The sequence below is a fragment of the Acidaminobacter hydrogenoformans DSM 2784 genome, assembly GCF_900103005.1.
In the GTDB taxonomy this organism is placed as follows: domain Bacteria; phylum Bacillota; class Clostridia; order Peptostreptococcales; family Acidaminobacteraceae; genus Acidaminobacter; species Acidaminobacter hydrogenoformans.
The window spans coordinates 24,821-48,135 of record NZ_FMWL01000011.1 but is presented as its reverse complement, the minus strand read 5'-3'; the positions used below and the strand labels follow the sequence as shown (position 1 = coordinate 48,135).

15 protein-coding genes are annotated in these 23,315 nt (G+C 45.9%); 5 read left to right on the top strand and 10 right to left on the bottom strand.

The genetic code is table 11. The features are described 5' to 3' along the window. Positions 1–148: 148 nt before the first annotated feature. Positions 149–2,491 (top strand): helix-turn-helix domain-containing protein, encoded by a 2,343-nt coding sequence (locus BLP63_RS10655; RefSeq protein ID WP_170829410.1) that lies wholly within the window; start codon positions 149–151, stop codon positions 2,489–2,491. 4 nt (positions 2,492–2,495) lie between these two features. Continuing rightward, positions 2,496–4,064 carry an extracellular solute-binding protein gene (locus tag BLP63_RS10650; RefSeq protein WP_170829409.1) on the top strand — a complete coding sequence of 523 codons (1,569 nt, stop codon included), beginning with the start codon at positions 2,496–2,498 and terminating at the stop codon, positions 4,062–4,064. 125 nt (positions 4,065–4,189) lie between these two features. Here BLP63_RS10650 and BLP63_RS10645 read toward each other — a convergent pair whose 3' ends face one another. The 3 genes from BLP63_RS10645 to BLP63_RS10635 all read right to left on the bottom strand — a co-directional run bounded on the left by BLP63_RS10645 (position 4,190) and on the right by BLP63_RS10635 (position 10,534). Further along, complete coding sequence (locus BLP63_RS10645) at positions 4,190–4,582, bottom strand: HIT family protein (RefSeq protein ID WP_092591369.1); 393 nt, start codon at positions 4,580–4,582, stop codon at positions 4,190–4,192. Positions 4,583–4,661: 79 nt separating this feature from the next. Further along, positions 4,662–6,995 (bottom strand): DEAD/DEAH box helicase, encoded by a 2,334-nt coding sequence (locus BLP63_RS10640; protein WP_170829408.1) that lies wholly within the window; start codon positions 6,993–6,995, stop codon positions 4,662–4,664. 275 nt (positions 6,996–7,270) lie between these two features. Further along, on the bottom strand, positions 7,271–10,534 hold the full coding sequence (locus tag BLP63_RS10635; RefSeq protein ID WP_092591365.1) for a DUF3427 domain-containing protein: 3,264 nt from the start codon (positions 10,532–10,534) through the stop codon (positions 7,271–7,273). A gap of 422 nt (positions 10,535–10,956) precedes the next feature. Between BLP63_RS10635 and BLP63_RS10630 the strand changes: the two genes are divergently transcribed. Further along, the gene (locus BLP63_RS10630) at positions 10,957–11,244 is read left to right on the top strand and encodes a hypothetical protein (RefSeq protein ID WP_139159811.1); all 288 of its coding nucleotides are present in this window, start codon (positions 10,957–10,959) and stop codon (positions 11,242–11,244) included. A 245-nt stretch (positions 11,245–11,489) separates the two neighbouring features. On the opposite strand, the gene BLP63_RS10625 is transcribed toward BLP63_RS10630, so the two are convergent. The 7 genes from BLP63_RS10625 to BLP63_RS10595 all read right to left on the bottom strand — a co-directional run bounded on the left by BLP63_RS10625 (position 11,490) and on the right by BLP63_RS10595 (position 19,902). After that, complete coding sequence (locus BLP63_RS10625; RefSeq protein WP_170829407.1) at positions 11,490–13,259, bottom strand: MBL fold metallo-hydrolase; 1,770 nt, start codon at positions 13,257–13,259, stop codon at positions 11,490–11,492. A 271-nt stretch (positions 13,260–13,530) separates the two neighbouring features. Next, positions 13,531–13,833 carry a type II toxin-antitoxin system RelE/ParE family toxin gene (locus BLP63_RS10620; RefSeq protein ID WP_242870879.1) on the bottom strand — a complete coding sequence of 101 codons (303 nt, stop codon included), beginning with the start codon at positions 13,831–13,833 and terminating at the stop codon, positions 13,531–13,533. Then, positions 13,826–14,089 (bottom strand): type II toxin-antitoxin system Phd/YefM family antitoxin, encoded by a 264-nt coding sequence (locus BLP63_RS10615; RefSeq protein ID WP_092591357.1) that lies wholly within the window; start codon positions 14,087–14,089, stop codon positions 13,826–13,828. The genes BLP63_RS10620 and BLP63_RS10615 overlap by 8 nt, the downstream gene beginning before the upstream one ends. A gap of 248 nt (positions 14,090–14,337) precedes the next feature. After that, positions 14,338–14,634 (bottom strand): hypothetical protein, encoded by a 297-nt coding sequence (locus tag BLP63_RS10610; protein ID WP_092591355.1) that lies wholly within the window; start codon positions 14,632–14,634, stop codon positions 14,338–14,340. Positions 14,635–14,715: 81 nt separating this feature from the next. After that, entirely contained in the window at positions 14,716–16,314 is a 1,599-nt protein-coding gene (locus BLP63_RS10605; RefSeq protein WP_242870878.1) for an HAL/PAL/TAL family ammonia-lyase, read from the bottom strand. Positions 16,315–16,368: 54 nt separating this feature from the next. Beyond that, entirely contained in the window at positions 16,369–17,934 is a 1,566-nt protein-coding gene (locus tag BLP63_RS10600; protein WP_092591353.1) for a BCCT family transporter, read from the bottom strand. Between the two features lie 288 nt (positions 17,935–18,222). Then, the gene (locus BLP63_RS10595) at positions 18,223–19,902 is read right to left on the bottom strand and encodes a sigma-54 interaction domain-containing protein (RefSeq protein ID WP_092591351.1); all 1,680 of its coding nucleotides are present in this window, start codon (positions 19,900–19,902) and stop codon (positions 18,223–18,225) included. 367 nt (positions 19,903–20,269) lie between these two features. On the opposite strand from BLP63_RS10595, the gene BLP63_RS10590 reads away from it, so the two are divergent. Further along, positions 20,270–21,352, top strand: coding sequence for an NAD/NADP-dependent octopine/nopaline dehydrogenase family protein (locus BLP63_RS10590; protein WP_139159810.1), 1,083 nt, complete (start codon positions 20,270–20,272; stop codon positions 21,350–21,352). Further along, positions 21,349–23,262, top strand: coding sequence for a cobalamin-binding protein (locus BLP63_RS10585; RefSeq protein ID WP_092591347.1), 1,914 nt, complete (start codon positions 21,349–21,351; stop codon positions 23,260–23,262). Before BLP63_RS10590 ends, BLP63_RS10585 begins: the two co-directional genes overlap by 4 nt. Positions 23,263–23,315 lie beyond the last annotated feature (53 nt).

Here is a 23,315-nt window from a genome sequence, read left to right as displayed (position 1 = left end):
TCTATGACGGTTTTTAACATAAGAAACAAGATGTCGCTCTTTGTATCATTTGCCGAACATTGATGTTACATTTTAGACCGGCATGTTTCACAAATCTGCATCGCTCCAAAACACAACTATTGAGGTCATAGGAAAAGGCGTGATGATCATGATGAAGAATCTCAACAAGTTCATTAAAAACAGGCTGTTCATAAGGATGTTTCTGTATTTCAACGCGCTTCTCATCCCAGTCATTATAGTTGGGAGCATTTTCTATATCTACTCAGTACAAAATTCAAAAAATGAGACAGGTCATGAACTCACCGGGAATCTGGAATTCTCGAAGGAAATTATTGAAAATTCTATTCAAATGGCTGTAGACACAAGCTTGAACCTGATGTTGGATGATGCTTTTGATGCGCAAATATCCCCCTCGGAGTCACTGAGCGCGGATCAAAAAAAACAGTTTGAAAGCATGTTCCAAGCCATCACCAGAAGCCAGAACGTTTCAAACTATGTCATAGACAATCTTTTTGTATTTAAGGACGATCAGTGGATTCTCCGAAGCGCAGGGGCTGAAAATTTCGACACCTTTTTCAAATCACTTTATCAATTTGAAAGGTATCCTATACCATTTTGGAAGACATTTCTGACCAATCCCTCCACGGTTCAATATTTAGAGCCTACCTTAGTCACGACTTCAAGCGGCAATACCAAAACCATCATTCCAACGGTCTCTGTCAAGCAAAGTGATCAGGGCAATATGGCGGTCGTGGTTTGCCTATCCACTGAAGCAATTTATGAGATGGTTAGAAAGAACATCGTCTTTTCGGGCACGGAATTTATTGTCTTTGATAAAAAAGGGAACACGGTCATTGCCAGTCGACCGGAGCTGATGGCACTTGAAACGAATACATTAATTGGCGTCACCGAACAGACAGAAACAGATGAAATGAGTGAAATTGATTGGAATCAAACCTCATATTTTGTGACAAAGTCAACTTCAGACCGTCTCGGATGGGCTTTCTTCACACTCACGCCAAAACACTATTTTTATGTCGAGGCTGAAAACGTACTTCGTGTCACGCTCTGGTCCTGCATTTTATTGTTTTTAATAGGATCAATTATGTCCCTCATCTTTAGCGTTAAACTTTACAGTCCAATCAGAAATATTCGCGATGTGCTGATCAACAGCTTTGCTGACGAAAAGAACAGCAATTTCGACATTAACTTTAATAAGAAAAATGAATTTGAAATCATAAATTCTTCATTGAGTCAGTTGATGGATGTCACATCAGCCACTTCTTCAAAAATAAGCCGCATATCAGATGAATATCTGGATAACGCCTTTTCACAATTAATCAAAGGGCACATCCCAGAACACCTGGCAGAATTCAATAAAATCATTCATGAAGATCTGGGTTTCAGCGGAGATTCCTACGTTTGCTGCTGTATCATATTCGATCTAAACAGCAGCTTTTATAGTGAATTTCAAGATACTGAAAGATATGACATTTTAGAAGGGATCAGAACGATTCTGCAAAAGTCCTTTCTCTCTCATTTTAAAATGCATATTTTGGAGCCTGAGCCCGGTCATTTCGCGTGTATACTCAATTTGAAAGATGACGCTGAACGCGAAACAGTGATTGAAGCATGTGAGAACATCATTGAGTCATTCTCTTATGAAGTTGAATTCTACACTGTTAAGATTGGTATCGGCAAAGCACATCACGGTATCAACAAGCTTTGGATATCATATGCCGAAGCACAAGCTGCCATTGATCACGGCAATATTTCCGGCGAGCGGTGTGTATGGGATGCCTCAAATCTTCCAATCAGTCCGGCTCACTACTTTTCATTTAAAGATGAAGAAAAAGTGATCAATTGCCTTAAGGCTAAAGATTTAACCGGTCTCGAAAATATTATCGACACGCTTCTCGATCAAATGGACGCGGATCCAGCCAAGATGATCAAAAAAAACGCGCTATTTGATGAGCTGTATCGAACCGCTGTCAGATATGCCGCTGATCAGCAGCTTGATATCTTTACGCTCTTAAATCAAGATGACTATCAGGCATTTAAAAAAAGAGGGCTCATTCAGGATGAGACCGTTGACAGCAAGGCAATGATCATGAGTTTATTTGGCGCGCTGCTGGAATCCGCTCAATCCGGCGCAGACCACTCTCACCAATTAGTTCAAGACGTCATACAATACATTGAGGCTCATTATTTTGAGGACATCTATCTTGAACGCATCGCAACAGACCTCGGAATTTCGGTCAAGCATCTGTCCAGATCCTTCAAAACACACACTAATATCAATTTGACCAATTACATCAGCGCTAAACGCATAGAGATTTCGAAAGCTCTGCTTGCCGATTCTTCAATGACCATTGATGAAATCTGTCAAAAGGTCGGCATTCATAGCAGAGTCACCTTCTATAGGCTTTTCAAAAAACATGTTGGTACCAACCCAAGCAATTTTCGAAAATCTGAAGAACATGCGAGGTGAGTCAATGAGTCGGATGCCAACGTCTATAATAGCTTTAGCAGTACTATCATTTTTATTATTAACAGGATGTCAAAGCCTCACAGATACGGAATCCAATAAAGAAACCGCGGATCCCGCGCCAGTAAAATTGAGAGTTGTGAGACGAGAATCCGTCTTTCAACCTATCAATTTGAATCCCGAAACCAGAACTTCGATTCGTGACGCTATTGGTATTGATATTTTAATTGAACCGGTCCCAAGCAACAATTTCAGCAGCAAACTGACATTAATGCTGGTTTCTGAAAATGTCTCAGACCTCATTGAGCTTGGTTATATGGATTTGCTTCGTTATGGATCAGAAAACCATTTCGCGCCTCTGGATCAGTGGATTGAGACCAGCGCGCCAAATTTTAAAGCGTTTGTGGAGAAACACCCTGAACTAAACCGTCTTAAAATTGATGATAAGTGGTTTGGCTTCCCTATAACGTCAGTTAACTCTCTGCCTTCAGCGGCATATCCTGTCATTCGTTCTGATTTACTTGAGCAGCTCAACTTTAATGCCCCAGGTACCTGTGAAGAACTGCTGGATTTATTGATCGCGCTCAAAGCCGCATATCCGGATCAAGCGATTTGGGTCAATCAAGGTGGTACTCGGGGCTTGATCTCTAACGTCTCCTATCCCCTTGGTTCAGGATTCAGCCTGACAACCTCCTACTACTTTGAAGATTCAGTCAATCCAGGGCGTTACAAGTACGGACCAGCTCACCAAGAGTTCATTCATGTCCTTCAGTTCCTAAGAAAAGCCTATCAGGAAAAGGTCCTTGATCCCTTCTATTCCATTTCCACCGTGGATGAATGGCAGCAAAAACTGAGCTCTGGTGAGGCGCTCTTTTATTATGATTTCCCGGTCAATATTGAAAACTTTAATCTATCGCTGCGACAACAAAATCCAAATTATCATTTTGCGCCGCTTCTCAATCTAAAAAATATCACAGGCGAGTCAAGAGTGAGTTATCAGTATCAAACCCATGCCATGCACCGGTATTATGTAGTTCCAGCCAAGTCTGAGAACATCGAAGCCGCAGTTAAGCTTATTGACTGGCTCTATTCAGAGGAAGGCACCGCGCTATTCAACTATGGCATCCAGCAAAACGCCTACACCATAACAGAAGGTAAAATGACTATTAATCCTGAGTTGTTTCAGCGTTATCATGAGCTTCCATTTGGTTTTAGACTTATGCAATATGAACGTGGAACGGGCCAAGGCTTTTTTACGCCAAGTCTGAACATGTCCTATCAATATCAGATACAGCCTGAATTGGAGCTCATCATGAAAGAGATTGAAAACAGCCCCGCTAATAGAACGTCACCACTTCCGCCTCCACTCACAAAAGAGGAAGCCAAGCGCGTAGCTGCTCTGGTGACAAAACTCGACCAGATCTTGTTCAAAGAAATTGATCAGTACATTGTGGGCGAGAAGTCACTTGACGCATATGACACCGACCTGAGACAGAAGCTGATCAACACAGGCTCCGAGGAGCTTGAGCAGCTGCTGAATCAAGCCCATCAGCGGGCACTTGAAGTCCAAAACTGAAGGAAGAACACTTTAGAGAATGAGACATTGATAAAATCAGCAAAATTTGAATAGTCGATCCAATTAAAAATAAAGAGCCAAGACCAGTCTATGCCGATGGTCTTGGCTCTCACAATTTTCAAATCTTACTTCATTTTGTGTCTATATTTCTGCTTCTCAGGAATCACACCTCTGACGCCACCTTCTGGATCTGCCATATCCCCTTCGTACCTCGGGATAATATGGAGATGCAGATGCGGAATGGTCTGACCCGCACTCAAACCTTGATTGACCCCAAAATTAAATCCTGCCGGGTTAAATTTCTTCTCAAGAAGTGCTTTACCATCTTCAATCAGCTCAAACAAGAATTTTCTTTCGTCTGAGGTCAACTCAAACAGAGTCTCCGCATGTCGTTTAGGAATAATAAGCATATGCCCTTCCGTAACGGGATATTTGTCAAAAAGGCCAAAAAAATAATCGTTTTCAACAACATACGCAGAAGTCGGCATCTCGCAAAACACACAACCTGACACTTTCATACGTTCACCTTCAATCCTATGATATAACTGAATTCTATCATACTCAGCCCAAAAGCTTCAAACCAAGTTCCAATTAATATTAAAGCCCGCCAAGCGGCTCATAATAATTCTTCAAATCTTCAAGCATTCTACTTCTCAACCGCTCGAGTCCATCACCCTGGGTCAACGCATCCCATATTCTGTGATGAAATGAAATCTTCTTCAGATCCTTGGCATAATACATGAAACGCTTGCGCTCAAATTTTTCAAAAGGATTTGAAAGGATGCTTTTAATCAGCACCTTGTCATCCATAATATAGGCCATATTGCCATAAGGACAATTTTCCCGGTCAACCATCAACCCTTTTTCATGACGCTCAAGGTAATATACCCTATACCGCTCCATCAGCCCCTGAATATCCGCGTCACCTGTGCTGTCCACGTTTTCGAGCAGCGAAAGCATGAAATACATCTTATAGCTGTAGGTATAAGTCCGCTCATCAATAAACGCCCAGAAGTCATCGACCAGCGTTTCCTCTGTATGCTCACTCAGGCCTTTCAGCTGACGGATCTCAACGACCTGAGCCGGACGGAATAATTTGATCGAACTCCTCCCCATAGGAATCGTAACATCCGCCTTGATCTCACCCTTAATCAGCCAGCTGTTCACAGTGCCCGTAGAAACAAAAAGTTCTCTGGCCAGCATCTCAACAGAGAGATAGTCTTCATAAACTTTTTGCATTGTGAAAAGTTCAAAAGGCTGCAGCTTGACCAGGCTTTCGTGAGTTGTCTCCAATAAGACAAGCTCCTCCGAAGCATCCCCAGTGCGCATAAAAAGATTTCCAAAGACCTGATAATCCTCAAGTCCAAATAATCCATGCACTGACCATGGGCGATTGCTGACCTGCCCAAATGAACCATACTGATCCACCACGTCAATGACGTAAAGCGCCTCCTTGCCCTCAGCAAGCCGCGTCCCTCTTCCCAGCTGCTGCGTGTATAGAACCTTTGACAGCGTTGGCCTTGCCATGACAATGACTGAAGTATGCGGCGCATCCCAGCCTTCGCTTAGCAGGCTGCAGGTGCACAGGAACTGAATTTCCTGTTTCATATACTTCTCAATTTTTTGTTGCCGATGGTAATCCTTCCCATCCACCGACTCCGCCCCAAACCCTCTCGCCTTCAATAGTCTCGCCATTTCTTTCGCATGAGCGACACTGACGCAAAAAATCAAACCCGACTTTCCAGGCAGCTTTGTATAGAAATATTTATGTAGGACATCCACTATGAGCTCGTTTCTTGAACTTACTCGGATGCGTCGCTCAAGATCCGCTGATACATAATCTTTTCCATTAAATCTCACTTCTGAAAGATCAATATTGCTTTCAAGCCTAAAGGCCCGGATCTGACACAATAGTCCTTTTTCAATAGCTTGCCTCAGGTCCAGCTTCTCCTCATAGCTCCCAAAGACACTTTCAAGCTTTCGAGCATCCAACCGTTTGTCTGTTGCCGTTAATCCCAGCATGAAATCCGGCTGATAGTGCTGAATTGCTTTCTTGAGAACAGGCGCGACACCATGATGCGCCTCATCCACTACCACATAGTGGTATTTGCCTGGCGCGTCTTTGTAGTACTGTCTTGCGGCACTGGCATAGGTAACCACTTCAATTTTTCCGACCTTATTCTGATAGTGCTTGGCTTCCCTCTCCCACTGTCTGGTCAGATCCAAGGTTGGTGCAAGTACCAACGCGTTAAGTTTTCCTTTGCTATCCGCCAACCTTTTCATATCTTCCAGCGCGATAGTGGTTTTTCCTGTCCCTGTTGGCAGAACTACAAGCGCAGAGCCTTTACCTTCACTTCTGTCCACTGAAAGATCATTTAAATAATCCGTCTGGTGTTCATGCAAAACGAAGCCTCGCTGAGAGACCATAGCATATTGAATCAAATAGTCATTGATGTCACCAATGAATTCCTTCAGCTCATCAACAATTTTTTCGCGGTTCGCGAGACTCTCCGTGTCCCATCTGAAAACAATGCCATTGGCGGCAATCACGGAGTTTTGTTTCTTCAATATCTGCCGGTATTTCGCTTTACCTATGATATTCGGATGATGATACATGACGCCATTTTCTTCAATAGCGATCCAAGTCCCATCCTTTTTAAACAGGGCATAATCCACATAGGCAGTCCTACCCTCTTCAGTGATAAAGGCGTATTCCCGTTTAATGAATTTCAAAGCTTCTTCTCCATAGGCTTCCGCAAAGCATTCCTCAAAGCGGTATTCGAGGGGTGTGGGGTCTGCTATAACGCCTTCTCTGTTAAAGGTTCTTCCAAGCTGATATTCCGCTTCCTCTTCAACAAAATGATCATTCAAAAACCTTTCCAGTTCAATGTCGCCTTCAATAAATCGATAGACCCTTTTATGCTGGCGCATCCATTCATTTTGTTTTTGACAGTAGCGTTTGTAGGGGAAGGGGGTTGAGAAGATTTCGTTATTATCAACTATTACTATGCAATCATTGGATTGATTATAAGCGCGCGAAAGAACAACCTCATTGTGCTGCAGTTGGTCGAAGTAGGCTCCTTGTTGAAGTTGTCCATAATCTTGCACCATGAAAAAAATCACTCATTTCATAATCAATGATATTTAGATAGTTTTTTCAACAAACCAATTACTACGCCATTGTAGGTTTCATCAAATCCGTTCCCCTACATCACACTCTTATTCGCCCTAACCACCAGACTGGCTGGCATCTCCTGCTCAAGCTCCCAGACAAAGCTGATAGGCTTTGATCCTTCGTGCTTGATGTAATTCGCCTTCCCAAGATAAATAAATGGTGCGGTCAGACCATTAGCTTTCTTATATTCCCGGACAAACAGCAGGATCTGATGACCGTTTTTCCTATGGTGGATATATCTTTGTCCTGTCGCACTTTCCACACTGGTGGTGCTTTGGCTCTGCCAGTGGAACAACCTGCTGTTGATGGCATAGTCCTCATACATGGTGGAAGGTGAAAAATCCTTTTCGGACTTGTTGAGGTTGATCAGGAACAGGTCCAGCTTCTGATCCTTCAGGTATTTGACGCCCTCCCTGAATTCCTGGCTCGTTAGCGCATCAAATGCGCCAAGGCCTGCCATCAGCTGATCTCTGGAGTAGGCGCAGTGAAGATCTAAAGGGCACTCGAAGCCCAGGTCCACGGGCGCGTCTACAAAATCGATTTTTTCGAGCAGGTAGGTGCAGATTTGGGAGATTTCGGGGGTGGTGGGACCATCGGCAAAAACTGTCTTTAAAGCGTCTTTAAAGTTTTTATAACCAAGCTTCCCTGGATATTTTGAAAAGAAGGTGTAGTACAGCATGGCTTCCAGCCTGGTTTCCATGGGATTATTCCGCGACTTCTTCTCCCAGCCTTTCTCCTCAATGTAATTCAAGATGAAGCGGAGAAAGCGCCTGGAATTCAGATGAAAGAGATTCCTGAAGCGTTTGACATTTTTCAGGTAGGCCTCTGAGGGTTCAAAGCCCTCCGGAGGGAGAAGCGTATAAAGGCTGCGAGGCTTGCTTCCCGTGCCATAGAAGTCGTGCAGGGTGAGCTTATGGTGATCGAGAAAGGCGCTGAGGGTGAGCGGCTGTTTGGTGTCCGCCTCAAAGTTCTGGAGCTTTTGGGTCAGGAAGCGGACATTCAGCGTGACCTGCTTCAGACCCCGCAGGACATAGTCCTTCGCGACTTTTTCAAACTGTAAATAGCAGCCTCTTGGCAGCTTAAAGACGTTGTATTCAATCTGGTGAGCGAGTCTGTGGCGGCTCTTCTCAAAGACGGCCCGGTACTTTTCCTCAAAGCGGGTTTGATAGTTTTTATGCGCCTGGCCTATGAAATCCAGGACAGTGAGGTGCTCTTTTCCCGGACTGAGGCGCAGCCCCCGGCCCAGCTGCTGAAGAAAGACCGTGAGGCTCTCCGTAGGACGCAGAAAGAGTACGGTGTTGAGCTCCGGGATGTCGACGCCCTCGTTGTAGAGATCCACGGTGAAGATGAAGTTGGTTTCGCCGCTGGCTAAACGCCTTTGGGCGCCCTCTCGGGTATCTGCGTCCGTATCCGCCAGGACGACCTCAGACTTCAGACCGCGCTTCTGGAAATAGGCGTTCATGTGTCTGGCGTGGGACTGGGACACGCAGAAGCCAATGGCTTTTACCGCGCTGAGGTCGCTCAGGTATTCCTCTACCTTCTGGTAAACCAGACTGGCGCGGCGGTCATTGGCCGTGTATTCGGTCGTCAGTTCCTCGACGTTATATTTGCCGTCCCATTTCATTTTGGAATAATCCACGCTGTCCGCGAGACCAAAATAGAGGAATGGGGCCAGGAGCTGGCGGTCAATGGCCTCTGGCAGGCGCAGCTCAGATGCAACGTAGTGATTGAAATATTTGAAGACATCCTTGCCATCCATGCGCTCTGGCGTTGCGGTTAAACCCAGCAGGATCTTGGGCTCGTAGTGGGCCAGAAGTCTCTGGTAGGAGCTGGCTGCAGCGTGGTGGAACTCGTCTATGATGATGAAGTCGTATAAGTCAGGTTTTGTCGCCTTGTGGAAGGCTTTGGCATTAAAGGTCTGGATGCTCATAAAAAGGTGATCCAGCTGCGTGGGCTCCTTACCGCCGTAGAAGACTTCGCCAAAATTCTGGTCTTTTAGGATGACCCGGAAGGTTCGAAGGCTCTGATCCAGAATCTCTTTGCGGTGGGCAATGAACAGAAGGCGGGGTTTCATGACTTCTTTGTGTTCTTCTTTAACGCTCTGGACAAAGCGGACGTAGTCGAAGGCAGATACCACCGTTTTCCCTGTCCCCGTGGCAGCGATTAGAAGGTTCCTGTAACGGCCGTGAATTTCCCGTTCTGCCTGGAGGTGATCCAGCATTTCTTTCTGGAACGGGTGGGGGGTGAGATCGAAGAGGAGTTCTTTGTGCTGGGCGCCCGTTTGTATGGTCTGATTCTGGAGTAGCGCGGTCCTAACGCGATCTGCGCTTTGTGGATCATCCAGACGGACGGTTTCAAATTCAGGGTCGTTCCAGTAGCTTTCAAAGGTCGCCTGAAACTTTCTGATGATCTCAAAGGAATCCCGTTCTGAGAGCTTTACGTTCCATTCCAGACCATTGGTAATGGCGGCTTTTGAGAGATTTGAGGAGCCTATGTAAGCCGTTGAAAAACCAGTCTGGCGTTCAAACAGATAGGCTTTGGCGTGAAGCCTGGACTGGTCGGTGTTGAAGGACATTTTCACTTCCACCTTGGGGATCTCGCTGAGGACCTTTAGAGCTTTATAGTCCGTAGCACCCATATAAGAGGTCGTAATGAAGCGGACTTTGCGGTTAGGACTTTCTGAAATAAAGGTTTTGATTTCCTCAAGGATCAGCAGCAGACCGCTGAGCTTTATAAAAGACATCAATATGTCGATCCTGTCTGAGGTCAGAATCTCTTTTTTAATTTCGCTGACCATATTGGGCTCAACGGAAGCCCCTGTAAACAGCGAGCTCTCTGAAAGTGGCGTCAACGGCCTGAGGGCTGCTTTTTCTTTATTAAGGGCCCTCATGGTATTAATTTTTATGTAAAGGGACAGCAGCAGCTCGTGCTGCTCGCTGATTTTATAGGTTAAAAGATCATCCTGCTTCGTCACTCTTGAAAGCAGCTCAATGATCTCGTTGCACAGCGCCACTTGCCGGGCAAGGGTTTTGTTGTCTTGCTTGTCAGAATGATCAGGATCGGTGTCATGGTTGTCGTGGTCATCATGGTCAATGATACTGCTGGATCCGCTTTTTTCTTCGCGCACCAGACGAAGGGCGCGTTTAATCACCTGTCCAGTGTATTTGGAAAGGATCAGATAAGCCTCCGCAGGATCGATTTTCTGAGTTTCTTGTTCGTAAGCCTGAAGGGTTTCCAGCTGAGACCTCAGGGCTTCAGAGATCACTTCTTCGTACAGGCCTGTTTTAGGCTCCATGCGCTTATGACACCTCCCACATTCTCCACAATATAACATTCGAGATTATTTCCAGGAATCCTTCTATAGAATTGGAAATTGTTGTGTCTAATAATGTCGAATGCATTGGCAGAGAAAATCGAATGACAATTTACACACAGGGAAATGTACTTAGGATTCTTAGAGCTTGCTTAAAACAATCGGCATCACTATTACCTTATTTTGTTGTTATTATAAGAAATCCATTCGAATCGATTTTTCCAAATAGATCAAACAGCACGATCACCGCCAGGCAACCCATATTAGCGTATCAAATATATATCGTTTTCAAACCCGCACAACAGTAAAATTTAAGATATGATGGACTGATACAACGTATAAGCGTCACAATCCATCAAGAGAAGGTGTCAATAATGAAATACTGCGCGACATGTGGCACTCAAATGGCTGCAAAGAATAGGTTCTGCAGCAAATGTGGCGATCCTGCTACGCATGAATCCAGCCAAAATGATCTATCACTTCATGATTTAATCTCCAACAAAACCCTTAGCAGCGGCACAACCTCTCTGAAACACGGCAATAAAAATCCGAGAACGAATATCAGCCGTTATTTATTCTTATTCTTTTGGATCTTCTTTTTTCCATTTATGGTGTTAAACAAATTGGTGAACAGCGAGATCCTGATTCGGCACTTTTCGCGGAAAAAGGCTAAACGAAAAAGAAATGGTTAATCGAATAAACTCGGAGCCAGGAGAGAATCAAATATTTTAAACACCAAAATTAAACAGCCCACACCGCTTAAAATGGTGTGGGTTGTTTAGCATTTATGATAATATGCCTCTGGTCAATGTGTTTTCAAACTGCACCGTATATCCGAGTTTTTAAAAATGGTCTAGCCGTTGTGGTGATATTATAACCTCTTAAAGTTTATTTTACTTTTGTTAGAGGCAGCCTGTAATCCTATGAATTGCTGGCCTTATTTCACTACCCTTGACACCAGCACATCTTTGCTATCGTATAAGGCTGCCGGATCCGGATCGGAGTTGTTCCACACATTCTGTGTGGTCCATTTGAGGTCTCCGGTGGCGTCTCCACTGGCAACTTTGACAGAGGCGCCGGCTTTTAGGAGGTAGTTCGGGAAATCGTAAATCTGATTGCCTTTCTCTGAGACCAGAATGTACCCTTGCAGATTGACGTCTGCCGTGGTCGTGTTTTTGATGGTGACAAGCTCGGTGCCCTTTTCCAGCAAGCTGATGATAATGCCATTAGGTACAACGGTGCCCGGAGCGGCTGGCACAGGGCTTACAATAGGAGCTGGAACTGGCGCTGGGGTTGTCGTGGAAGTCGTGCTCGTGCCCGGAAGCCAAGCCGCAGCGGTAGGGACTTTGTCAAAGCTGATGGTGATGCCATCACTTTTCGCCACTATGGTGCCAAGCTGATCGGTCCTATAGAGCTTCACGTTCATGGAGGCAAGGCGGTTAAGGACGACGAGGGATGGCAGGCCATAGTCGTTGCCGGTACCTGCGCTGATCACCGCATATTTAGGAGAGACCGCATTGAGGAAGTTTGTGCTTGAGGCGTCGTCGCTGCCATGATGGGAGACTTTGAGGACTTCTGCACTGAGGTGGCTTCTAAAGCTTTGAAGCATCTCGTTTTCTGAAAGCGCCGTCGCGTCTGCGGTAAAGAGGAAGTCATTGACGCCGTCTGTGAGCTTCAGGACTATGGAATGGTCATTCAGATTGTCATAAATGCCTTGATTTGGCGCCAATAAGGTAAAGTCCGCTTTTCCCAAGGTGTAGCGTGCCCCCGCCTGGGGACTGAGCGGCGTGAGACTTTCCGTCTTCAGCGCGCTGGTAAAAGTCGCAAAGGTCGGTGTATCCTGGGTGACTTCTGGCATGATCACTTTGTCGACTTCAAAGGTTTTCAGCACGCTGTCCAGACCGCCAATGTGGTCCACATGGGGATGGGTGGCAATGAGGTAATCCAGCTGTGTCAGGCCCTGAGCTCTCAGGTAGTTGACGATCACACCGTCGCTCTGTGGTGTGCCACCGTCAATCAGCATGGTCTGATCGCCTTTTATGATGAGCGCCGCATCCCCCTGCCCCACATCTATAAAGTGGACTTCCATGACAGGGTTGTCGCCGCGGAGCCGCGTGGCTTTGTAGAGCATGATCAGGGCTTCTTCTCTGGTGGCAGTACCCGCTGGGTTGAAGGTGTTCGCCCCCACGCCGCTGACTATGCCGTTGGCCTTTGCGGTGTAGACGGAGGCTTTGGCCCAGGTTTGAATGCTGGTATCGTCCGCAAAGCGGTTGGTGTCAGCGGGTTTAAAGGTGAGGTTTGTGGCTTTGAAAAGATTCACAAATAGCGTGGCCAGCTCGTCCCTGCGGATCTGGTTGTTGGGACGAAAGGTCCCATCCTCGTAGCCGCTGACTATGCCGGCGTTTTTTGCCGCGAGTACATATGGATCAGAGGTGTCGGTGAAGCTCGCCTGACCAGCTTCCGGTGTGTTTCCTGTGTAGTAGTCGTAGAGGGAGACGGCCAGATAGGCGAACTCGCCTCGGGTGATTCGGTTCTGATAGCTATTCAGCAGTCGTGTGACGTCGAGACCTGGCTCTTTGGTGACTGCTGTGACGTAGGGTGCGGACCAGGATGAAGGAGCGGTTGACGCGCTTGTGATTGCTGATGAGGGTAGTGTCAGGCTGGACAGTACCAATAGAAGGATGATAGGCAGGCATGGTTTTTTCATGTGACTTCCCCTTTCTTTTGCGATGCTGATTGAACTCGGGTGATTTGAAGAATGGGATTGAGGGTGGGTGGCGTGGGTGTGAATTTTTGTATGGTTGGTGGCCGCCCAGTACCCTGCTGACATGATTTTACCATTTTTGGCGGTGGGCGTTACATAATGCAAAAGAAAAACCATCGGCAGCAGCACTTAAGGCTTTTTAGGGCTTTGGGTGCTTGGGGCGATGGTAGTTGTATCGATTTATATAATTTAAGCATTCTTTATTCTTGTCTGATTACAATCTGCTTCTCATGGATCTGATCGCAACAACAACTATTTGTTTATTAATTGGATCCACTCTATAAAGAACAATGAAATTCTTAGCAAAAATTTGTCTATAACCTTTTTTCGCATAGGCTCCGACTCGACGTTGAGCCCCTCGAAACGGCATTGTCTCAAGAGTTAAAATTGTTTCCTCTATCTTGTCAACGATGCTAAGTGCTGCTTCTTGATTGTTCAGTTCTCTTGCAATATAAGTGTAAATATTGTCGAGATCTCGAATTGCTTTGGATAACAACTTAATGTCATACTTATCCAAAATGCTTCCTCCGGAGGGTTTTTAGTGTTTCCCTTGCATCATACAGTTTACCGTCAATTTTATATTCCGCTTCAGCTTCTGCAATAGCCTTGTCTATTTCCTGCTCGTCAATCATTGCTTCATAAGCCTCAATACTCATGATCACCAAATCACCATATCCGTTTTTTGTAATGAAGACGGGTTCTTTTTTTGAATGACACAAATCCGAAATCTCGTTCGTATTTCTAAGGTCCGTAATGGGTCTGATAATTGGCATTCTGGCACCCCCCTTATGTTCATTATTATAACATTTTTATGTACATTTTAGAATCTGTTTCATTTGGATTTAGCGCTGAAAAGTTTGCGTTTGTTAAAGTTTTGGAAGTTTAACCTACAAATCAATTTTTTTTAAAATTGTAGGTTAAATATTCTCCCCAATAAGAAAAACCATCGGCAGCAATCCTAAAGCATAAGCGCTTTGAGATTGTGTACTGATGGTTTACTTTGTCGAAGAATCTATCCACTCTATTTCTGCTTGAGATATTCACCTTTCCTAAACTTATACCTCAAAAAAACCATCCAGCCCCAGGAAAGGCTCGCAGCTGGCAGCATAGCGGTAAACGCGGCTTCAAGCGGCGGCACCTGAGAAAACTTCAATGGACCAAAGAATATCATAAAGGTCACCACCAGCATACCAAGGAGAATCGCACGCTCGCTTAGTTTCCTTGGGGGCGAGAGAAAAATCTTTTGAACATCCACCGCCACTTGCTTTTTAGGTGTGTTTTGACGCTCTCTTCTCACTTTTGATGCTGATGATGCCATAGGTCTATAAACTCCTTTCAAATCAGGAAGCCGGGACAAGGGTTTCTTCCCCCTGGCCCCAAGCTTCCCACCCTGTTTATTCTACGCAAGCGGTCCAGCGACCTCTTCCGCGAGCTCAACCAACCGACCTGAATGTACAAGACCTTTCAGGTACTCAATGTGCGGATGGAGGAACTGATCCTGGGTCATGGTTGGGATATGTTTCTTAAGCTCATTAAACAGGGCCGCTGATACAGATGCCGGTTTGATCCCCGGATCAAGAAATTGATGTGCCTGATAGATAGACAGCAGCTCAATCGCAAGGATATACTCGAGCTTCTCTGCGAGAGATAACGCCTTTTTTGCTGCGTTGTACCCCATGGCGACATAATCTTCCTGGCCGCCGCAGGTTGGAATACTGTCCACGGACGAAGGATGTGACAGAGTTTTCATGTCGTTAAGAAGTCCAGCCTGGGTGTATTGAGGGATCATGAGCCCGGAATTGAGACCTGGATTCTGAATCAGAAACCAGGGCATACCGGAAAGATGCTCTGTGATGAGGCGGTAATTTCTGCGCTCTGACATCTTGGCCAGCATGGTAGCGGCAATGGCGGCGGAATCCATTGCCAGGCCTACATAGGAGGAGTCGCAGTGACAGCCGGACATGGCGTGACCATCGGCACCTTCCGGCCAGATGATAGGGTTGTCGCTGCAGGTGTTCATCTCTTCTTCAACAGTTCTCACGGCATCATTAATTGTGCGTTTGACGGCGCCGTGGAGCTGTGGCATAGCCCGCAGTGACAGGGCGTCCTGGAGGCGGCGACCTTCGCTGTCTTTAATAATTTCGCTGTCTTGAAGCAATGTCCTGACATTGGCAGCAGTATTGCCCTGCTCTGCATAAGGTCTTGCCCGCATCAGCCGTTCATCAAAGGCTTTGATGTTGCCTTGGTTGACCTCCAGAGACAGAGCGCCTATAATGTCCGCGCTGAGGGTAGACACCTTCATGTCAAAGATCGCCAGCGCCGCCAGGGCTGTAGGACTGGTGGTCCCGGAGATCAGGGCCAGGCCTTCCTTGGCCCCAAGCACGAAAGGCTCAAGACCATGCTTGCGCAGGACCAGTCTTGACTCCACCGCAACACCGTTTTCAAAAATCTTTCCAAGACCAATAATGGCCATCCCAATATGGGCTTCAACGCTGAGGTAACCGACGGAACCTTCCCGGGGAGCAAACGGAATGAGATCCAGATTCAGCATGAGACGGATTCTTTCCAGAAGCGCCAGACTGACGCCGCTGTACCCCTGCCCCATATTCTGCAGCATCATGAACATGACCGCCCGGGTCTGTTCAATGCTGAGGGGCTCTCCGACTGAAGTCGAATGGGATAAAATGATATTTTTCTGAAGCTGCGCGGTTTCTTCCTCTGAGATCACACGATCACACAGAGCGCCAAAGCCAGTAGTGATGCCATACATGACCCTGCCTTCGCGAATCCATTTTTCAACGAGAGCTCTCGAACGGCTGACCCGTTCGCAATAAGCATCTGAGAAAGCAACTTCCGTTTTGTGCCTCGCTACTGCGACCAACGCTTCTAAGGTGGCTGTGCCGCCAAGCTCGACAATCCTGCGACTCTCACCTTCTACCATTGCAGTATCCTCAAATCTGTCTTCTTCTAATTTCAAATTGGTTTTCAAACTTTTCATCAGGGTCGTGCCTCCAATGTCTTAGGTTTAATTCTGTCTGGCGCGGACACCGAATTATTTTACAATTTCATCAATAAAGAACATCTTGATCGCTGAGATGACTTGAAGGACGAAGATGAACAGCACTGTGGTGCCGCCAGCTGCCGCCAGATACTTGACGCCGTCAACGCCTTGGGCGCCTCCTGCATAAGCGACCATGAAAAAGGCAATTGAGCCTATAGAAAGGCCCCACACCAACTTCTGCCAGGTCGGCGGCTCTTCATCGTGCTTCATGTTTTCGGTACAGAGAGAAGCGATCGTGCGGGTCATGGAGTCCGCCGCCGTGGAGAAGGACAGGATTAAAGTGATCATGACGATCGGGATAAAAATCATGCCCAGCGGCATGTGCGCGAGAAACGCCCAAAGTCCTGAAACCGCGCCGTTGCCCTGAATGGTGCTGATCAGGTCAAGTTGACCTTCCTGCTGCCAATAAAGCGCCGTTGATCCCCATACGCCGAACCAAACGATACTGAAGACAGATGGTAAAATCCAGTTGATCATCATAAATTCACGGATGGTTCTGCCATAGGAGATAATGGCAAGGAAAATACCCATAAGTGGCGCATAAGCGATCCAAATTGCCCAGTCGTAAAGCGTCCACCACATGACGAGGGCTTCACCGCCCACCTCGCCAGCATCAAGTCCCCAGCCCCAGAAGTTCTGAAGCCACATGGAGAGTCCTGCGGTCGACATTTTAAGCATATAGAGGGTTGGACCGACGACAATGAGTATGCCAAGCAGGACATAGAACACTTTCGCATTTATATCAGACAGATGCTTGATGCCTTTGTCTATACCCAGAAGCGAGGATAGGGTAAACGTCGCTGTGATGATGAGGGTGAGGACCAGCCAGACCATCGGCCCTTGCTCTATGCCAAAGGCGGATTCTACACCGGAACCCACCAGCGCCAAGCCTGCGCCCAGAGAGGATGCCAGTCCAAGAGCAATTGCAAGAAGTGACAGTGTATCAATGATATTTGCCCAAATGCCTTTGGTGACTTTTTCCCCAAATAACGGCACCAGAGATGCGGTAACTGAGAGGGACTGTTTACGGTTGAAATAGACATAAGCTATGACGAGACCACAAAGTGAGTACATGGCGTAAGGGATAAAGGTCCAGTTATAAAAGCTGCGTGCTATAGAGAAAATCGCGGCCGTTGCTGTGCCCGGCTCAATACCGGTCTGAGCCATTTCGCCGTAAATACTGCCAAAATAGATGATAGGTTCATTGGCACCGTAGGTGACGACGCCGGTGGCGATCCCGCCGGTCAGTGCCATGGCAAACCATGTCATGAAGGAATACTTTGGTTTGGCGTCATCTCCGCCAAATCTGATCTTGCCCAGCTTTGAGAAGGTAATGATGGAAACCAGGATGAGTGCGACAATAGAGATAATTTGGTAGAGCCAGCCAAAGGTTCTGAGAGAAAACAGGAAGTTATTCAGCGCGACTTCAGTGAGCAGTGCGTTATTGACGGTGCCAAGGATGGCAGCCCCGCCAACGACGAGGATGGATGGCCAGAAAACACCCTTTCGGATCCCTTGCTTCTTAACTTTCTGTTCTATTACGGATTCAACAGACATTTGAAACCTCCTAGGTATTTATTTTGGTATCTCCCTATATTGCAAGCCTCGTGCCAAGGGCGCGTAATTATCTGAAATTTGTGTGAATCTTTCTGTAATTGTTGCTATACGGGGCTTCCAGCGCCTATGAATCCGCGATGTATTTTTTCATTACAATCTGGCAGAGTCTAAAGTGCAAATTATTTTTGCGATTTTCGTTAAAATTCTCCATTATTAACAAAATTGCAAAGAAAAAGCGCCAATTTTTTTGGCACTTTACGCAAAATTATTTTGCTATATTACATAAGATTATGTCTGTTCTTGATCTTGTTCATGAGATAATGCTTCGAATTTTCGTATTCGATATTGCAGATTTTGCCGGCTGAGCCCGAGTGACTTTGCCGCCCTGGAAATGTTGCCATTACACCGGTTCAGCGCTTCACGCACAACGTTTTGCTCGTAAGCATCCAGTAAATCGTTCAGAGTTTGGCTTTGGGGTGGGAGCTGTGGGATCGAATGACCATCGGCAGAGTCACTGATGGCAGTGTGAATCACAGAAACACCCTTTGTCAAATAGACGGGAAAATGCGCCAGACTGAAAACTTGCTCTTCTACATTCGCCTGGTGAACGGCATGCTCAATCACATGTCGCAGTTCCCTGACGTTTCCGGGCCAGTCGTGATGCGTGAGGATATCAAGCATGTCTGGCGTCAAGGTCAAATTGGGCTTGCCGTACTCCTCGCAGAGCCGCTGGGCGAAATGCGCTGCGAGCATGGCGATGTCTTCTTTGCGGTCTTTTAGCGGTGGGATGTGGACAGAAAGGGCAGAAATGCGGTAATAGAAATCTTTTCTCATCATTTGCTGGTCAATGAGGGACTGAGGGTCCTCATTGCAAGCGGTGATGACCCTGACATTGCACTGATGATACTGGCTGCCGCCAATCCGCTGGTAGCGCTTTTCCTGGAGGACCCTCAGGAGTTTGGCTTGCATTTCCATGCTCATGGCGTTGATCTCGTCAAGGAACAGGGTTCCACCTTCCGCCAGCTCGAAAAAGCCTTTTTTTGTCATGCTTCCTGTAAAAGCGCCTTTTTCGGTTCCGAAGAACAAGCTCTCCACCAGATTGGAAGGTACAGCGCTGCAATTAACGTCCACAAAGGGCTTGTCAGCTCTTGGACTGAAATTGTGGATGCTCTGTGCAAACATTTCTTTACCAGTACCGGTTTCTCCCGTAATCATGACGTTCACATGTGTCAGCGCGATTTTTTTTGCGAAACGGATGCACTCTGCCATTTTTTCTGATTGGTGAATGATTTTTTTGAAGGTGTACATATTTTGGTTCAAAACGGGCTGCTCATTTCGAATGAAAGCTTCCAAATTGAAAGACCTGTTTTTGATGTTGTTGATGACGGACAGATCACTTTCAAACGCGCACGCACCATAGATTTCGTCTTGAATCATCAACGGAAAGCCCGAATTAATGGTCACAAGCTCTTTGTTGTTCTTTGCTTGAAACCTGTCACAACGGTTGATGACGGGTTTCTTTGTCCTGATGACACTGAGCGTGGTGCTCATTTCCTCTGAGAGATCATAGAGGTCAAGTAAGTGCTTGCCTTTAAAATCAATAGTGTCGTAACCTTCCAATGCTTCACTTGCAGGATTTCCGTGGATGAAATAACCGTTGCGGTCAAAGATCTGGATGCCTTCAGACACTTTGTCTATGGTTTCTTTGAAGAGACTGAGCATGAGGCTGTCCTGGCTGAGGAGGAGCTGCTTTTGAGTGCCCAGTTTCACGAACTGGACTTTGAAGAGTTTGGTGTTGAGTTCAAGGATGTCGTGGTTTTTTATGTCTCCGAAAGCGTCGAAGAGCTTTTCATTGAGGAAGCGTTCACTGCCCAGCTCTTTGAACCACTCAAGCTCATCACCCAAGTAATCGATTGCTATGATTTTGTCATCCTCACTGTACTGGATTATCAAATCCGCGATGGCCATGGTATCACATCCGTTGTTTTTTTCTTAATGATATCATAACAAGACGATTATTCAACTTGATGACTTGGTCAAAAGTCCCATCACAGATCTAAAATTAAAGGAAACGAAGCCAAGCTCCATTTCCCGGTAGTATAGGTGTGATTGGTATGGCGTTTACAAGATCGTTAAGCGGCTGTATTTACCCATTAGCTGGGTTGGGGAACCATCGGCAAAAAAAAGGGCATGGCTTTGAAGTCCAGAGAAAAAAGGTGCCAGACGCAGGTTTCTATGCCGAAGTTTATATTTGAACGAAATTTAGGTTATAATAAACAAAACCTCTAAGAAAGTCAGGACATATGAAATTCATTTTGAAAGGCAGGTGAACGGTGTGAAGATCACTGTAATTGGCGCCGGTAACTCAGGCATGGCAATGGCAGCGCACTTAAGTAAAGAGGGTCATCAAGTAACCATTTGGAACAGGTCGCGTCGGTCTATAGAGAAACTGATAAAAACGCACAGCATTCGCTCAAGCGGAATCATCAGTGGAAATTTTTCAGTCCACTGTGTGACGGATGTAATTTCTGAAGCTTTGAAGGACCCGGATATTGTATTAGTCACAACACCCGCAAATTCACACAGGGCACTGGCTGAGTTAATCGCGAAAAACATTAATAAATCTACGGCTATTGTATTGAATCCCGGGCGAACCTTTGGCGCTTTGGAATTTAAAGCAATCTATGAAAAGTTTAATAAGACGCATGAGCAAATAGTCGCTGAAACGCAGACGATCATATATACTTGCAGAAAAACGGATGAAGATGCCGTCAATATTATTGCATTCAAAGAGTCAGTGCTGATCGCTTCACTTGACTTACCATCAAATTTAGAGATCTTTGATTATTTGCCTGAGTGCCTACATAAATATTTTACCCCTGCGCACTCTATGATTCAGACGTCAATTGGAAATGTCGGCATGGTGCTTCATTGCGCGCCTTTGCTGCTGAACACCGGATGGACCGAGAGCAAGAAAAATATTTACAAATATTACTATGATGGGATTACGCCAACGATCGGCAAATTCATTGAAAAAATTGACCTTGAACGCGTCAGGGTCTCCGAGGCATTAGGGTATAAGGTTGAATCCACCAGAGAATGGATGATCAGGACGTATCATGTGACGGGAAATACACTTTATGACTGCATTCAAGCCAATGAAGCTTACAAAACTATTGAAGCGCCAGGCTCTTTAGAGCATCGATATATTTTTGAAGATGTCCCTTGTGGTCTGGTGCCTTTAGAAGCTATTGGTCTAAAGCTCGGTCTGGACATGAATCACACCACCCTGATTATTGATTTGGCGACAAAGCTGTTATGCGTTGACTTCAGAAAAAATGGTCGTAATCTGGCGCATCTGGATATTTCGTCCATCAACGACGGATTTAAAGAGAACCTGAAGGAGGCCTTGTTATGAATAATTCCATAGGCGTAAAATATGGATTCATAAAACCGGCTATTGACGCGCATACAATGGGAATTAACGCCGCAGCGGAGCTGCTGCGTGACTGTGGTTATGAGGTCGTTATGGCGGACGATTTAATTGCAGCTGCTATGAATGACTACAAACATGAATCGCGGCGAAAAGTTGTTGTCGACTGGCTGAGATCCAACAAGATCGAGCGTTTGGGGATCAGCTACCGGCTGGATCAGGAAGATGCCGTCAACATGATGGGCTACCTTATTGAAGAAATAAAGCAAGCACAGCTGATGAAATTTCAAGGCGGCCAAATTGAGGCCCTATTCTTTGGCGGTCTGCCTGGAGCTTGTGCCGCAATTGAAAAAGAGTTTAACGGCATGGTTAAAACCTTTATAGGTGGCGAATCCATTCGAGAGACGCTCGAAAAGATGGGTGTTTCTGAAGACAGTATTCCGACTGATCTGTATGAGGGCAGCCATTATGATGATTTTTTGATGTCTTTCGGTAAGGAAATCATAGATTCTCAGGATTACCTGAATTTTAAACCCATTGACAGATCAAACTACCCTGAGTTCGGAACTATTCGCGATTCCATCACAAAACGCATTCATGCAAACATGAATGAAAGCTTCACGCCGTTAATGAGAGCGCATGTCGGACCGTATTCTTCTGGATTGACGCGTCTTGAGTCTGTAAATGAGTTCATGGCCTGGGCAAAGGCTTTGGCCAAAACTCAGTACCTCGATATCCTTTCAATTGGAAGCTCTCAATTAACACAGTCCAACTTTGGCGAGGATTGGGAGGACAAAGCCAACGGCGGCGGCGTCCCTGTCAATTCACCAGAGGAATATAGAATGATTTGGGAGGCCGCAAGACCACTCCTGGTCAGGACTTATGCAGGTACAAAAAATATCCCGACCCTCGCACAAATGCATGAGCAAACCCTGAATATCTGTTGGCATGCATTGTCGTTGTGGTGGTTCAACAAGCTTGACGAACGCGGTCCATATGATGTCTATACAAATTTAAAGCAGCATTTTGAGACCATTAAATATATTGCGACCACAGATAAGCCGTTTGAAGCCAACGTCTCACACCATTTTGCCTTCAGGGGCGCGGACGATGTCACCTATATCGTGTCTGCTTATTTGGCAGCAAAGCTCGCAAAAAAATCTGGCATAAAAACTTTCATATTGCAAAACATGCTCAATACGCCAAGGTTTACCTGGGGGATTCAAGACTTAGCGAAATCCCGCGCCATGATTAAGCTTGTCAAAAGTTTAGAAGACAGCAGCTTCAAGGTTTTGTTACAACCAAGGGCAGGACTGGACTACTTCAAACCTGACCTTTATGAAGCAAGAATACAATTGGCAGCGGTAACGGCATTGATGGACGATATTGACCCCTATAATGAAATGAGCCCACCCATTATTCATGTCGTAAGCTTTTCTGAGGCGTCTCATTTGGCTACACCTGAAATAATCAATGAAAGCATTCAGATCACACAGCATGCATTACGCAAATATCGTGAACTCAGGAAAATGGGAAAGATTGAGGATATGGGAAAAAATCCTGATGTTGATGAACGATCTGCAGCACTTTACCAAGCCTCAATTCAAGTGATTGCTGCGATAGAAAGTTCGATTCAAAATCCATATTCGCCAGAGGGGTTTTACATCATTTTTGCTGCCGGCTTCTTGCCTGTGCCCTACCTATGGGGTGAAACTGAAGAATTCAGGCACGCAAAAAACTGGAGAACGAAGCCCGTAAGGGGAAGCATGAAGATTGTCGATGAAAATAACCATGTGATGAAAACTGAGCAAATCATTGAAATTGCAAAGAGGAACCTGAAAGACGCTGCGTATAATTTGAATCAGCGACAGCTGAAGGTGGGGCGCATACTGTAAGGACAAGGGTGTCTGAACCCAATGTTCACCGCATGGATCTTGGGATAAGGGGA

What these genes read in the sequence shown, in the direction of transcription:
- BLP63_RS10655 (WP_170829410.1), top strand. Translation starts at nt 149, where the DNA reads ATGATGAAGAATCTCAACAAGTTCATTAAAAACAGGCTGTTCATAAGG.
- BLP63_RS10615 (WP_092591357.1), bottom strand. Translation starts at nt 14,089, where the DNA reads ATGCCAATTATCAGACCCATTACGGACCTTAGAAATACGAACGAGATT.
- BLP63_RS10635 (WP_092591365.1), bottom strand. Translation starts at nt 10,534, where the DNA reads ATGGAGCCTAAAACAGGCCTGTACGAAGAAGTGATCTCTGAAGCCCTG.
- BLP63_RS10630 (WP_139159811.1), top strand. Translation starts at nt 10,957, where the DNA reads ATGGCTGCAAAGAATAGGTTCTGCAGCAAATGTGGCGATCCTGCTACG.
- BLP63_RS10625 (WP_170829407.1), bottom strand. Translation starts at nt 13,259, where the DNA reads ATGAAAAAACCATGCCTGCCTATCATCCTTCTATTGGTACTGTCCAGC.
- BLP63_RS10600 (WP_092591353.1), bottom strand. Translation starts at nt 17,934, where the DNA reads ATGTCTGTTGAATCCGTAATAGAACAGAAAGTTAAGAAGCAAGGGATC.
- BLP63_RS10640 (WP_170829408.1), bottom strand. Translation starts at nt 6,995, where the DNA reads ATGCGCCAGCATAAAAGGGTCTATCGATTTATTGAAGGCGACATTGAA.
- BLP63_RS10645 (WP_092591369.1), bottom strand. Translation starts at nt 4,582, where the DNA reads ATGAAAGTGTCAGGTTGTGTGTTTTGCGAGATGCCGACTTCTGCGTAT.
- BLP63_RS10595 (WP_092591351.1), bottom strand. Translation starts at nt 19,902, where the DNA reads ATGGCCATCGCGGATTTGATAATCCAGTACAGTGAGGATGACAAAATC.
- BLP63_RS10610 (WP_092591355.1), bottom strand. Translation starts at nt 14,634, where the DNA reads ATGGCATCATCAGCATCAAAAGTGAGAAGAGAGCGTCAAAACACACCT.
- BLP63_RS10650 (WP_170829409.1), top strand. Translation starts at nt 2,496, where the DNA reads ATGAGTCGGATGCCAACGTCTATAATAGCTTTAGCAGTACTATCATTT.
- BLP63_RS10605 (WP_242870878.1), bottom strand. Translation starts at nt 16,314, where the DNA reads ATGAAAAGTTTGAAAACCAATTTGAAATTAGAAGAAGACAGATTTGAG.
- BLP63_RS10585 (WP_092591347.1), top strand. Translation starts at nt 21,349, where the DNA reads ATGAATAATTCCATAGGCGTAAAATATGGATTCATAAAACCGGCTATT.